Here is a 12379-nt window from a genome sequence, read left to right as displayed (position 1 = left end):
GGAGCCTAGGCCAGCCCGTTCCCGTCCCCGGGGCCAGCCGGGTTCACCCGCGGCGCGTCTCCAGCACCCGGAACCCCTTGGCGCTCGCCAGCCGCGACGTCGGCCAGCCCTGCTCGGTGAGCCAGCGCTGCAGGGAGTCGGCACCCAGGTTCTTGCCGACCACCATCACCGCGCGGCCGCCGGGCGCGAGCCGGGGCAGCCAGGTCAGCAGCAGCTCGTGCAGCGCGGCCTTGCCGATCCGGATCGGCGGGTTCGACCAGATCTCGTCGTACGTCGCGTCCGCGGGGACCGCGTCGGGGGCGCAAGCGGTGAAGCGGTCCGCGAGGCCGAGGGCGTCGGCGTTCTCGCGCGCCAGGAGCAGGGCCCGCTCGTTGACGTCGACCCCGGTCACCGCGGCACCGGGGACGGCGCGAGCGATCGCGAGACCGATGACGCCGTACCCGCAGCCGAGGTCGAGGACCCGGCCGGCCGCCGGCGGTTCCGTCTCACGGAACAGCACCGCGGTCGCGTGGTCGAGGTGGCCACGGCTGAAGACCCCGGAGCCGCTCACCAACGTCAGGTCGCGGCCCCACACCTGGCAGGTGAAGGTCTCCCGCTTGAACGGCGCCGCGGGGTCGGCGGTGAAGTAGTGGTCCTCACTCATGGGACACCCGCTTGGTCCGGGTCTGCGCCGCCCGCGCCTCCAGCTCCGCGTCGGGCGGGTAGGCGACCTCCTCGAGGACCAGCCCGTGCGGGTGGACGACGGCCACCGACGGGTCACGGACCTCGGCGCGCAGGATCTCACCCGCCCAGGCGACCGGCCGGCGACCCTCGCCGACGGCGATCAGGCAGCCGACCAGCGCGCGCACCATGCTGTGGCAGAAGGCGTCGGCGCGCACCCGCCCGACCACGAGCCCCCGGCTGTCGCGCTCCCACGACAGCTCCTGCAGCGTGCGGATCGTCGTGGCCCCCTCCCGCCGCTTGCAGAACGACGCGAAGTCGTGCTCGCCGAGCAGCAGCTGCGACGCGGCGTTCATCGCGTCCACGTCGAGCGGTCGCGGCCAGGTCAGCACGTGCCCGCGCGCGAGCGGGTCGAGGGTCTCGGGGCGGTCGGCGATCCGGTAGGCGTAGCGCCGCCACAGCGCGCCGAAGCGCGCGTCGAAGTACGGCGACGCCTCGGCCGCCCGGCGCACCCGGACGTCCGGCGGCAGGATGCCGTTGAGCCGGCGGACCAGCCGGTCCGGGTCGAACGGGTCCGGCGCGACCCCGTCGGCGAGGTCGAGGTGCACGACCTGGCCTCTGGCGTGGACCCCGGCATCCGTGCGTCCGGCGCAGACCACCTCGACACCCGAGGTCCGCAGCACGGTCTCCAGCGCGGTGACCAGCTCGCCCTGGACGGTCCGCAGGCCCGGCTGCGCGGCCCAGCCGTGGAAGTCGGTGCCGTCGTAGGCGAGGTCGAGGCGGAGCCGCACGGGACCCGATCCTAGAGGCGCTCCCCCGCGACCCAGACACCGCCGACGTCGGCGGGCGTCCCCAGCGCGAACACCTTCGCGAGCGCGTCGTCCGGCGAGGCGGCGTTCCGCATGCCGACGTCGAGCGGGTCGCCGGGCTCGGGGCGGATCCAGACCGCGTCGAACGGCCGGCCCTCGGAGAGGTCTCCGACGTCGAGGCCGAGGGCGAGCGCGCCGGCCCGGGTGGCGAGGAACAGCAGGTGCGCCGGGGTCAGCGGCAGGCCGTCGGGGCCGAGCAGCGCCTGCATGAACGACGCCTGCAGCCCCTCCTTCAGCAGCGAGAAGCCGGTGCCCGCGCCGACGTCCGAGCCGAGCGCGACGCGCACGCCGCGCTCGACGTGCCGCCGCAGCGGGAACAGCCCGCTGCCGAGGGCCGAGTTGCTGGTCGGGCAGTGCGCGACCGCGGCGCCCCGGCCGGCCAGCAGCGTGAGCTCGTCGTCGGTGGTGTGCACGTTGTGGGCGAGCACGGACCGCTCGCTGAGCAGGCCGTGCGCGTCGTAGGTGCCGACGTAGTGCAGGGCGTCGCGGAACAGGTCGTTCACCGCCGCGACCTCGGCGGGGTTCTCGTTGACGTGCGAGGTGAACCAGGTGCCGGGCTCGTCCTTGAGCACCGCCGCGCAGGCGTCGAGGGTGGCCTCGGTGGTGGAGTAGGAGAAGCGCGGCGTCACGGCGTAGCGGACGCGGCCGTGGCCGTGCCACCGCTGGGCGAGCGCCCGCGACTCGTCGTACGCGCGCTCCGGCGTCGTGAGCAGCGGCTCCGGCAGCCCGCGGTCGCTGACGACCAGGCCGGCGGTGACCCGGGGCCCACGCCGGGCGACCTCCTCGAGCAGCGCGTCCACGGCCGGCGCGAAGTGCGCGCCGAAGACCAGCGCGGAGGTCGTGCCGGCGGACACCAGCCCGTCGACGAACTCGCGCGCGACCTGCGCGGCGTACGACGGCTCGGCGAGCCGGCACTCCTCCGGGAGCGCGCGGCGGTCGAGCCACTCCAGCAGCGGCAGGCCGAGCGACCCGATCACCCGCACCTGGGGGTAGTGGACGTGGGTGTCGACGAACCCGGGCAGCAGCACGCCCGCGCGCAGGTCGAGCACCTCCTCGTGGGGGTACGCCGACCGCAGCCGGTCGTAGGCCCCGCGGGCCGTGACCACGCCGTCGGTGACCAGCAGCCCGCCGTCGTCGTCGTGCCGCAGCGACCCGCCGGCGAACGGGTCGTCCGGGGTGTCCATCACCCGGGCCCGGACCAGCGTCATCGACGCACCGGCGCGACCTCGCGCAGCAGGGCGCCGGCCACGGAGAGCGCGACGACCGCGGGCTCCTTGCCCGGGATCGAGGGGTCGCCGATCGGGCAGGTGATCGCGTCGACCGCCTCCGGGGGGTGGCCCTCGACGAGCAGCCCGGAGCGGAACCGCGCCCACTTCGCCGCCGACCCGATCAGCCCGACCGGACCGAGGTGCCCGCACCGCAGCGCAGCGTCGCAGATCGCGAAGTCCTCCGCGTGGTCGTGGGTCATCACCAGGACGTGGGTGCCGCGGGGCACCGACCCGAGGACCAGCTCCGGCACCGGCGCGTGGTGGACGTGCACCGCAGCGGTCGCGTCGGCCAGGCACGCCAGCCGCTCGTCGGCCAGCTGGTCACGACGGGAGTCGACCAGGTGCAGCTCGAGGTCGTGCCGGGCCAGCAGCCGGGCCAGCTCGAGCCCGACGTGGCCGACGCCGAACACGGCGACGGCGGGGACGACGGGCAGCGGCTCCAGCAGCAGCGTCACCTCGCCCCCGCAGCACTGGCGGCCGTGCTCGGTGCGCGCCTTGTCGCTCAGCGCGACGGTCATCGTCTCCGGCGCGGCGGCGTCCAGCAGCGCCCGGGCGCGGGCGACCGCGGTCTCCTCGAGGTTGCCGCCACCGACCGTGCCCCACGTCGCGTCGGCGGAGACGACCATCTTCGCGCCGGCGTCGCGCGGCGCGTGGCCGCGAACGGACACCACGGTGACCAGGACCCCGGGCACCCGCTCCCGGCGCAGCCGCGCCACCGCGCCGACCCAGCTCATGGGACCGTCACCTGGGCGGCGGAGCGGGCCCTCTCGAGCGCCCAGTAGACCGCCTCCGGCGTGGCGGGCGACGCGAGCTCGACGCTGGTGCCCGGCGGGCCGAACGCGGCGGCCGCCTGGCGCAGCGCCTCCCGCACCGAGAAGGCGAGCATCAGCGGCGGCTCGCCCACGGCCTTCGAGCCGTGCACGACGCCGTCCTCGTGCGCGTGCGGCAGCAGCGTGACCCGGAGGTCGAGCGGCATCTCGCTGAGGCTCGGCAGCTTGTAGGTGCTCGCCGAGCCGGTGAGCAGCCGGCCGTCCTGGTCGTCCCAGCGCAGGTCCTCCAGGGTCAGCCAGCCGGCGCCCTGCACGAACCCGCCCTCGATCTGGCCGAGGTCGACCAGCGGGGACAGGCTGTCGCCCACGTCGTGGACGATGTCGACGCGCCGCGTGGTGTAGGCGCCGGTGAACCCGTCGACCTCGACCTCGGCCGCGGCCGCGCCGTACGCGAAGTACTTGAACGGGTGGCCGGACATCGTCGCCGGGTCCCAGTGCAGCCCCTCGGTCCGGTAGAAGCCGGCCGCCCAGAGCTGGACCCGCTGGAAGTACGCGGCGCGGACCCGCTCCTCCCAGGTGTCGCCGGGGACGCCCTCGAGCCGGGCGAGGATCTGGTCGCAGGCGTCCTGGATCGCCCCGCCGTTGAGGTCGCTGCTGGAGCTCGCGGCCGTGGCCGAGGTGTTGGGCACCTTGTCGGTGCGGGTGGGCGCCAGCCGCACCCGGTCGAGCGGCACGCCGAGCGCGGTGGCCGCCACCTGGATCATCTTGGTGTGCAGGCCCTGGCCCATCTCGGTGCCGCCGTGGTTGATGAGGACCGAGCCGTCCTTGTAGACGTGCACCAGCGCACCGGCCTGGTTGAAGGCGGTGAAGTTGAACGCGATGCCGAACTTCACCGGGGTCACCGCGAGGCCCCGCTTGGTGTGCGGGTGCGCCGCGTTGAACGCCTCGATCTCCGCGAGCCGGTCGCGGACCCGCCCCTCGGCGACCACCTGGTCCCACGCGAGGCCGGCGCGCTCGGCGTGGCGGACCGGTTGGCCGTACGGCGTGCTCTGGCCCTCGGCGTACAGGTTGCGCCGGCGCAGCTCCATCGGGTCCACGCCGAGCAGCGGCGCGCAGCGGCCGAGGACGTCCTCGATCACGAGCATCCCCTGCGGGCCCCCGAACCCCCGGAACGCGGTCTGGGAGGTCTTGTGGGTCTGCGCGACCCGCCCGTGCAGCCGGACGTGCGGGATCCAGTAGGCGTTGTCGACGTGGCACAGCGCGCGCGCCAGGACCGGCTCGCTCAGGTCGAGCGACCAGCCGCCGTCGGAGGTCAGCGTCGCGTCGACGGCCTGGAGGCAGCCGTCCTCGTCGAACCCGACCCGCCACTCGGCGTGGAACCCGTGCCGCTTGCCGGTCATCGCCATGTCCTGCGCGCGGGTGAGCCGCACCCGCACCGGGCGACGGGTCAGCGTCGCGCCCAGCGCCGCGACGGCGGCGTACCCGTGCGGCTGCATCTCCTTGCCGCCGAAGGCGCCGCCCATCCGCAGGCACTGCACGGTGACGTCGTGGCTGTGCCTGCCGAGGACGTGCGCCACGACCTCCTGGGTCTCGGTGGGGTGCTGGGTGCTGGACTGCACGAACACCTGCCCGGCCTCGTCGACCAGCGCGAGCGACGCGTGCGTCTCGAGGTAGAAGTGCTCCTGGCCGGCCATCTCGGTGACACCGCTGAAGACGTGCGCCGCACCGGCCAGGGCGGCCTCGACGTCGCCGCGGGCGACGGTCGGCTGCCCGCCCTGGAAGCTGTCCGCGGCGATCGCGTCCCCGATCGTGACGATCGCCGGCAGCTCGTCGTAGTCCACCGCGACGGCGGCGGCGCCCCGTCGGGCCGCCTCGAGGGTCTCGCCGAGCACCCAGCAGACGGCCTGTCCGTGGTACATCACCTCGTCCGGGAACAGCGGCTCGTCGTTCCGGACCCCGCCGTCGTTGAGCCCGGGCACGTCCGCCGCGGTGAGGACGCGGACCACGCCGGGGACGTCGTACGCCGGCGTCGGGTCGAGCCGCGCGACCCGGGCGTGCGCGTGCGGCGCCTGCACGGGGTGGGCGTGGAGGACGTGGGGGGTCCGCTGCACCAGGTCGTCGGTGTAGAGCGCGGCTCCCGTGACGTGGAGGTCGGCGCTCTCGTGCTGCAGCGGCAGGCCGACGGTCCGCACGCGGGTGCTGCTCGGGCCGGTCATGCCGCCACCTCCGCCCACAGCCGGCGGAGCGACTGGCCGAGCATCGCCGCGCGGTACGCCGCGCTCGCCCGGTGGTCGTCCATCGGGGTGCCCTCGGTGGCGAGGACCGCGGCGGCCGCGTCGACCGTCGCCTCGGTCCACGGCCGGCCCTCGAGCGCGGCCTCGGTGGCGTGCGCCCGCAGCGGGGTGGCGGCGACGCCGCCCAGGCCGATCCGGGCTCGGGTGACGACCCCGTCGGAGACGTCGAGGGCGTAGGCGACCGCCACGCTGGAGATGTCGTCGTACCTCCGCTTGGCGACCTTGTGGAACGCGGTCAGCCCGGCCAGCGGCTGCGGCACCCGCACCGACCTGACCAGCTCGCCCGGCCGGAGCAGCGTCCGGCGGTAGCCGGTGAAGTAGTCGGCGATCGGCACCTCGCGGTCGCCGTCGCGGGAGACGAGGACGAGCGTGGCCTCCAGCGCGAGGAGCGCCGGCGGCAGGTCGCCGATCGGCGACGCGGTGCCCAGGTTGCCGCCGATCGTCGCGGCGTTGCGGATCAGCGGCGAGGCGAACTGCGGCCAGACCCGGTCGAGCAGCGGGACGGCGCCGTCGAGCGCCCGTTCCACCTCGCTCAGGCTGAGGGCGGCGCCGATCTCGACCGGGTCAGTGGTCACCGCGCGGAGCTCGGGCAGGCGGTCGACGGCGACGACGTACGCCGGGCGGGCGGCGCGCAGGTTGACCTCGACGCCGAGGTCGGTGGCGCCGGCGAGCACGGTGGCGTCGGGGTGCTCGGCCAGGAGCGCCAGCGCGTCCTCGAGCGAGGCCGGACGGACGAACGCGCCGTCGGGGTCCGCGAGGCTGGTCGCGACCGGTACGGGCGCCGGCTGCGTCCGACGCACGGCGAGCGGGTCGGCCACGTCCGGGTCGGCGAGCGCCCAGGCGGCGTCCCGGATCGGGCGGTAGCCGGTGCAGCGGCAGAGGTTGCCGCTGATCGCGTGCAGGTCGAAGCCGTTGGGGCCGTGCTCGTGGTCGTGGTGGCCGTTCGCGTGCCGCCCGGCGCGGTAGTACTCCGCGGCCATGCTGCACACGAAGCCCGGCGTGCAGTAGCCGCACTGCGACCCGCCGCGCTCGGCCAGCTCCCGCTGGACGGGGTGCAGGTCACCCGGGGCACCGAGCCCCTCGGACGTCACGACCTCCTGCCCGTCGAGCGCCGCGGCCGGCACCAGGCACGCGTTGATCGCCGTCCACGCACTGCCCTCGCCGTCGGGCCGCGCGACCAGGACCGAGCAGGCCCCGCACTCGCCCTCGGCGCAGCCCTCCTTCGCGCCCGTCAGGCCGAGCCCGCGCAGGAAGTCCAGCGCCGTGCGGTGCACCGGCGTCCCGGTCAGGGTGCGGGCCGTCCCGTTGACGATGACCTCGGCCATCTCGCCTCCACACGCGTCGACGTCCGCATGGTTGGGATCACCACGGTCGCCGGTTGTCCATGCCGAACGACTGACCGCAGCCCCCACTCTAGGTGACGCCGGTCACCTGCGCAGCCCGTCGCGGGGCGGTCCGTTCTCGTTCAATTGCTGGGAGAGGTCCCGGTGGGAGCGCGCCCACCCGGGCCGGACCGAGCAATTGCGCGGAAACGACCCGCACCGGCCCGCCTACCCCGACCCGAGCCGCAGCCGCGGGTGCCGGTTGACGTCCTTGTAGAGCAGGTAGCGGAACCGGCCCGGCCCGCCCGCGTAGCAGGCCTGCGGGCAGAACGCGCGCAGCCACATGAAGTCACCCTCCTGGACCTCGACCCAGTCCTTGTTCAGGAGGTAGACCGCCTTGCCCTCGAGCACGTAGAGCCCGTGCTCCATCACGTGCGTCTCCGGGAACGGGATCGCCCCGCCCGGCTCGAAGCCGACGATGTTGACGTGCATGTCGTGCCGGACGTCGTCCGGGTCGACGAACCGCTGCGTCCCCCACGCGTCGGTGCCCGGCATCGGCCGCACCGGCACGTCGCTCTCGTGGGTCACGAACGCCTCCGGCACCTCGACGCCCTCGACCCGCTCGTAGGACTTGCGGATCCAGTGGAACGTCGCGTTCCCGTCGCCCTCGTTGCGCAGGGTCCAGGCGGTGCCGGGCGGGAGGAACGCGTAGCCGCCCGGCGCCACCCGGTGCAGCACGCCGCCGACCGTCAGCGCGACCGTGCCGCCGACGACGAACAGCACCGCCTCGGCGTCGGGGTCCGGCTCGGGCGAGCCGCTGCCGCCGCCGGGCGACACCTCGACGACGTACCAGCTGAACGTCTCGGCGAACCCGGTCAGCGGCCGGGCGAGCACCCACAGGCGGGTGTCGTCCCAGTGCGGCAGCCGGCTGGTGACGATGTCGCGCATCGTCCCGCGGGGCAGGACGGCGTACGCCTCGGTGAAGGCCGCCCGGTCGGTGGTGAGCTCGGACTGGCCGGGCAGGCCGCCGGTCGGCACGAAGTACGTCATGCTCCCCTCCTCAGCAGCCGGCCGCGCGGGGCGGCCGCCAGGTCGATCGGTACGCCGCGCAGCCACGTCCGGCGGACGGTGCCGGTGAGCGTACGCCCGTCGTAGGGCGAGACCGGGTGCCGGTGGTGCAGCGCCGCGGCGTCGACGCGGAACGTCTCGTCCGGTGCGAGCACGCAGAAGTCGGCGTCGGACCCGGGCGCGATCTCGCCCTTGCCGGACAGCCCCACCCGGCGGGCCGGCCCGGTCGCCATCCACCGTGCGACGTCGACCAGGCTGTGTCCTCGCTCGCGGGCCGCCGTCCACACCAGCGGCAGCGACAGCTGCAGCGAGGCGATCCCGCCCCACGCCTCGGCGAAGCCGCCGCGCTTGAGCTCGGCGGGGCAGGGCGAGTGGTCCGAGACGACGAAGTCGATCTCGCCGGCCGCCAGCGCGGCCCAGAGCCGGTCGCGGTTCGCGGCGTCCCGGATCGGCGGGCAGCACTTGAACTGCGTCGCACCGTCCGGCACGTCCTCGGCCGCCAGGACCAGGTAGTGCGGGCACGTCTCGACGGACACCTCGGAGCCCCGGAACGACGGCAGCGCGTCGGCCGCGCTGAGGTGGACGACATGGGCGCGGCTCCCGGTCTCCCGGGCGGTCGCCACCACCAGGTCGATCGCACGCACCTCGGCCGTGGGCGGGCGCGAGTCGAGGAAGCCGTCGTACGCCGTGCCGTGCGCCGTGGTCACCTGCGAGCCGTCCTCGGCGTGCACGATCATCAGTGCCCCGAGCCGCGCGGTCTCCGCCATGGCCGCGCGCAGCTGTGCCGCGTCCAGCGGCGGGAACTCCGCCACGCCGGAGTCGAGCAGGAAGCACTTGAAGCCGAGCACCCCGGCCGCGTGCAGCGGAGCGAGGTCGCCGAGGTTGCCGGGCACCGCTCCGCCCCAGAACGCCACGTCCACGTGCACCTGGTCGCGCGCGACGGACCGTTTCTCGTCGAGGGCGTCGACCGTGGTGGTCGCCGGGATGCTGTTCAGCGGCATGTCCACGATCGTCGTGACGCCACCGGCGGCGGCCGCCCGCGTCGCGCTCGCGAAGCCCTCCCACTCGGTGCGGCCCGGCTCGTCGACGTGCACGTGGGTGTCGACCAGGCCGGGCAGCAGCACCTCGTCGTCGGCCAGCGTGACGACCCCGGGCCCGGACACGTCGTCGTACGCCGCGACCTCGGCGACCCGGCCGTCCCGCACCACGACCGCGACGGGCCGCTCCGCGCCCCCGACGACCGCACGCCGGGCGCGGAGGACCAGGTCAGCTGCCACGGTAGGTCGAGTAGCCGAACGGGGTGAGCAGCAGGGGCACGTGGTAGTGCTCGTCGGTCCCGATGCGGAAGGCGACGGCGACCTCGGGGTAGAACGCGTCCGCCCCCAGGTAGGCGCCGGTGGCGAAGCGCACGACGTACTCGCCGGGTGCCAGGTCGGCTCCGAACCGGGCGATGCGCCCGTCGTCGTCGGTCACGCCCTCGGCGACCACGGCGCCGGCCGCCTCCAGCCGGACGGCGACGCCGGACGCCGGCCGGCCGCGCGAGGTGTCGAGGACGTGGGTGCTGAGGGTGGCCATCAGACGATCTGCTCCAGTCTCAGCAGGGCGATCTGCCGCAGCTGCTCGACGGTCTCGGCGCGCTCGGTCGCGTCGTCGTTGCCGAGCCGGCGCTCGAGCTCGGCGAGGATCTGGTGCGAGTCACGGCCTGCGGCCCGGACCAGGAACACGCGGTCGAAGCGCTCCTCGTAGGCCCGGTTGCCTGCCGCCAGCCGCTCGAGCACCTCGGCGTCGGACCGGTCGACCCCGGCCTGCTCGCGTGCCGAGTGCGCCGCGTCGTGGGCCGCGCCGGCGCGCTCGCCGATCCGCGGGTGCCGGGCCAGCGCCCGGTCGAGCTCGTCGTCCGAGAGCACGGACGCCGACGCCGACGCGGCCGCCACCAGGGCCGCCGGACTGCCGTAGGGCCGGCCCGCGACCACCTCGTCGACGAAGCGCGGCACGTCGAGGCACGCCGCGAGCGCGGCCCGCGCCTCGTCCTCGGGCAGCTCGTCGAACCTCATCGGGGTGGTCACGGCGGTCACCCGTCGTCCCGGGTCACGGTCGCCTCGATCAGGCCGTAGGGCCGGTCGGCGGCGTGGAAGACCTCGCCGGGGTTCTCCAGCCCGAACGGCGCCAGGTCGACCAGGACGTGGTGCTTGTTGGGCGCCGAGAACGAGATCTCCGCGACCCCGTCGTGCGCCTCCAGCACGGTGCGGCCCATCGCGTAGAGCGTCTCCTGCAGCGCCCGGCTGTACGTCGTCGCGAAGGTCGACGTCACCAGGCCGCGCACGTCGAGGTACGACGCGTCCCAGTCGTCCGGGGCGGCTCCCGGCCGGAACCGCCACGCGGCGTCGAGGGACGTGGCGAGGATCCGGTCGTCGGCGTCGGCGAGCGTCGTGTACTCGTCGCGCAGGAACCCCGTGAACTGCGAGCCGGTCGACTTGAGCACCACCAGGTCGCGGAAGCCGGACTCGACCGCGACCGCCTCGCGGGTCCGGCCGACCACGGCGGTGCGGACCTCCTGGCCGCGCCGCACGAAGGCGTGGTCGTGCCCGGACCCGTCGACCTCGATCCGGTCCCACGCGTACTCGTCGACGGCCACCCGGGCGCCGGTGGCGGCGGGCGACGCCTCCAGCAACCGACCGGAGAGCGCGAGCGCGTAGTCCTCCGGCGAGGCGACGCCGACCTCCTCGGCGTACGCGAAGGCGGTGTTCTTCTGGGTGTCGGTCGGCAGCACCGCGGACTGGTCGCCGTCGACGTGCGCCGCCGAGAAGTCGCCGCGCAGCGTCGTCGAGACGTTGAGGTCACGGACCTCGTGGCGCGGGGTGTCGCGGTAGATGCGGACCACCCGGGTCTCCGCCTTGCCGTACTGGTTGGCGCCGAGGACGATGCCCACGCTCATTCCCCTCCTGTGTCGACCGGGTCCAGCGCACCGCACTCGCGGCCGCGCCGGACGAAGTCCGCCAGTGCCCGGTCGGTCGCCGGCTCCTCGAGCACGGCCGACCGGTCGAGGCGCTCACGGTAGAACGCGAACGTCGCGGCGTACCGCGTCGGCAGCTGCGCTGGGTGCAGGTCCCAGCCCTGGTAGAACCCGCGCTCGAGCGCCCGGCGCACCAGCCGCAGGTGCGTCTCCCAGCCGCGCCGCACGCCGGCGGCGTCGCCCACCGGCAGCACGTTGGTCGAGCCGTCGGAGAGCCAGACGCCGGTGCCGGCCGCCGCCGCCTGCATCACGGCCTTGGCGTGGTCGGCGGCGGGATGGTCGAGGCTCTGGTAGGGCCCGGCGATCCCGACGAACGCGCTGTAGTCGTAGGTCCCGTAGTGCAGGCCGGTGCAGCGTCCGTCAGCGGCCTGGATCATCCGGGCGACCAGCGCGGTGCCGTCCGCGCCGAGGATGGACTGCGGCGTCTCGACCTGGATCTCGAAGCGCAGGCTGCCCGGCTGCAGCCCGAGTCCGGTCTCGAGGTGCGCCGCCGCGTGCACCATCGCCTCGACCTGGTCGACCGACGTCACCTTCGGCAGCGTGACCACGAACCCGGTCAGCGGCCCCTCGTCGGACCCGCCGTCGGTCAGCCGCTCGACGAAGGTCGCGAGCGTGCGCAGGCCGCGGTGCCGGGTCGGCCGCTCCAGGCTCTTGAAGCGGATGCCGGAGGACGGCGGCGCCGTGCCCGCGGCGACCGCCGTGCGCAGCGCGTCGGCCGCGGCCAGCACCGCCGCGTCCTCCTCGTCGTCGGCGCGCACCCCGTAGCCGTCCTCGAAGTCGATCCGCAGGTCGTCGACCGGCCGGCTCGCCAGCCGCGCGCGCACCCGCGCGACCAGGTCGACGTCGCCGCCGACCAGCTCCAGGAACAGCGCCTCGTGCTCGTCGAGCAGCCCGAGCGCGACCTCGCCGTACGTCGTCACGGTGTCGGCCGCGAACCGGTCGGCCGGGACGTAGACCGTGTGCACGGGCTGCCGCGCAGGGCGTGGCCCCGGGTAGTGGCGGGCCAGGTCGGCGTCCGCGGTCGCGAGGCGCGCGTCGAGCTCACCGGTCAGCCGCGCGAGGTCGAGGGGCGCCATGAGCGCACAGTAGCCTTTGCGCGTCGGCCTAGGCTGCTG

Annotated in this window: 12 protein-coding genes; all 12 read right to left on the bottom strand. The window is 75.0% G+C overall.

Going from position 1 to position 12379, the window contains the following annotated elements; translation table 11 throughout:
* Positions 1 to 43: 43 nt before the first annotated feature.
* Positions 44 to 643 (bottom strand): class I SAM-dependent methyltransferase, encoded by a 600-nt coding sequence (locus ACILQ5_RS19330; protein ID WP_395659655.1) that lies wholly within the window; start codon positions 641 to 643, stop codon positions 44 to 46.
* Complete coding sequence (gene truA, locus ACILQ5_RS19325; protein WP_395659654.1) at positions 636 to 1451, bottom strand: tRNA pseudouridine(38-40) synthase TruA; 816 nt, start codon at positions 1449 to 1451, stop codon at positions 636 to 638. The genes ACILQ5_RS19330 and truA overlap by 8 nt, the downstream gene beginning before the upstream one ends.
* Before the next feature lie 11 nt (positions 1452 to 1462).
* Positions 1463 to 2737, bottom strand: coding sequence for a guanine deaminase (gene guaD, locus ACILQ5_RS19320; RefSeq protein ID WP_395659653.1), 1275 nt, complete (start codon positions 2735 to 2737; stop codon positions 1463 to 1465).
* The gene (gene xdhC / locus ACILQ5_RS19315; RefSeq protein ID WP_395659652.1) at positions 2734 to 3531 is read right to left on the bottom strand and encodes a xanthine dehydrogenase accessory protein XdhC; all 798 of its coding nucleotides are present in this window, start codon (positions 3529 to 3531) and stop codon (positions 2734 to 2736) included. The genes guaD and xdhC overlap by 4 nt, the downstream gene beginning before the upstream one ends.
* Positions 3528 to 5783, bottom strand: coding sequence for a xanthine dehydrogenase molybdopterin binding subunit (locus tag ACILQ5_RS19310; RefSeq protein ID WP_395659651.1), 2256 nt, complete (start codon positions 5781 to 5783; stop codon positions 3528 to 3530). The genes xdhC and ACILQ5_RS19310 overlap by 4 nt, the downstream gene beginning before the upstream one ends.
* Complete coding sequence (locus tag ACILQ5_RS19305) at positions 5780 to 7186, bottom strand: xanthine dehydrogenase small subunit (protein ID WP_395659650.1); 1407 nt, start codon at positions 7184 to 7186, stop codon at positions 5780 to 5782. Before ACILQ5_RS19305 ends, ACILQ5_RS19310 begins: the two co-directional genes overlap by 4 nt.
* Positions 7187 to 7411: 225 nt before the next feature.
* Positions 7412 to 8233 (bottom strand): bifunctional allantoicase/(S)-ureidoglycine aminohydrolase, encoded by an 822-nt coding sequence (locus ACILQ5_RS19300; protein WP_395659649.1) that lies wholly within the window; start codon positions 8231 to 8233, stop codon positions 7412 to 7414.
* The gene (allB, locus tag ACILQ5_RS19295) at positions 8230 to 9528 is read right to left on the bottom strand and encodes an allantoinase AllB (RefSeq protein ID WP_395659648.1); all 1299 of its coding nucleotides are present in this window, start codon (positions 9526 to 9528) and stop codon (positions 8230 to 8232) included. Before allB ends, ACILQ5_RS19300 begins: the two co-directional genes overlap by 4 nt.
* On the bottom strand, positions 9518 to 9826 hold the full coding sequence (gene uraH, locus ACILQ5_RS19290) for a hydroxyisourate hydrolase (RefSeq protein WP_395659647.1): 309 nt from the start codon (positions 9824 to 9826) through the stop codon (positions 9518 to 9520). Before uraH ends, allB begins: the two co-directional genes overlap by 11 nt.
* Positions 9826 to 10317, bottom strand: a complete 492-nt coding sequence (uraD, locus tag ACILQ5_RS19285) for a 2-oxo-4-hydroxy-4-carboxy-5-ureidoimidazoline decarboxylase (protein WP_395659646.1) — start codon at positions 10315 to 10317, stop codon at positions 9826 to 9828. Before uraD ends, uraH begins: the two co-directional genes overlap by 1 nt.
* A gap of 5 nt (positions 10318 to 10322) precedes the next feature.
* On the bottom strand, positions 10323 to 11180 hold the full coding sequence (gene pucL / locus ACILQ5_RS19280) for a factor-independent urate hydroxylase (protein ID WP_395659645.1): 858 nt from the start codon (positions 11178 to 11180) through the stop codon (positions 10323 to 10325).
* Between the two features lie 2 nt (positions 11181 to 11182).
* Positions 11183 to 12340 carry a DUF6986 family protein gene (locus ACILQ5_RS19275; RefSeq protein WP_395659644.1) on the bottom strand — a complete coding sequence of 386 codons (1158 nt, stop codon included), beginning with the start codon at positions 12338 to 12340 and terminating at the stop codon, positions 11183 to 11185.
* Between the last annotated feature and the right edge of the window lie 39 nt (positions 12341 to 12379).

This window comes from Nocardioides sp. (genome assembly GCF_044226305.1).
Taxonomy (GTDB): Bacteria; Actinomycetota; Actinomycetes; order Propionibacteriales; family Nocardioidaceae; genus Nocardioides.
Note: the sequence above shows the minus strand (reverse complement) of the source record. Positions and strands in the feature narration are given on the sequence as shown.

What these genes read in the sequence shown, in the direction of transcription:
- ACILQ5_RS19330 (WP_395659655.1), bottom strand. Translation starts at nt 643, where the DNA reads ATGAGTGAGGACCACTACTTCACCGCCGACCCCGCGGCGCCGTTCAAG.
- ACILQ5_RS19275 (WP_395659644.1), bottom strand. Translation starts at nt 12,340, where the DNA reads ATGGCGCCCCTCGACCTCGCGCGGCTGACCGGTGAGCTCGACGCGCGC.
- ACILQ5_RS19300 (WP_395659649.1), bottom strand. Translation starts at nt 8,233, where the DNA reads ATGACGTACTTCGTGCCGACCGGCGGCCTGCCCGGCCAGTCCGAGCTC.
- ACILQ5_RS19305 (WP_395659650.1), bottom strand. Translation starts at nt 7,186, where the DNA reads ATGGCCGAGGTCATCGTCAACGGGACGGCCCGCACCCTGACCGGGACG.
- ACILQ5_RS19310 (WP_395659651.1), bottom strand. Translation starts at nt 5,783, where the DNA reads ATGACCGGCCCGAGCAGCACCCGCGTGCGGACCGTCGGCCTGCCGCTG.
- uraH (WP_395659647.1), bottom strand. Translation starts at nt 9,826, where the DNA reads ATGGCCACCCTCAGCACCCACGTCCTCGACACCTCGCGCGGCCGGCCG.
- xdhC (WP_395659652.1), bottom strand. Translation starts at nt 3,531, where the DNA reads ATGAGCTGGGTCGGCGCGGTGGCGCGGCTGCGCCGGGAGCGGGTGCCC.
- guaD (WP_395659653.1), bottom strand. Translation starts at nt 2,737, where the DNA reads ATGACGCTGGTCCGGGCCCGGGTGATGGACACCCCGGACGACCCGTTC.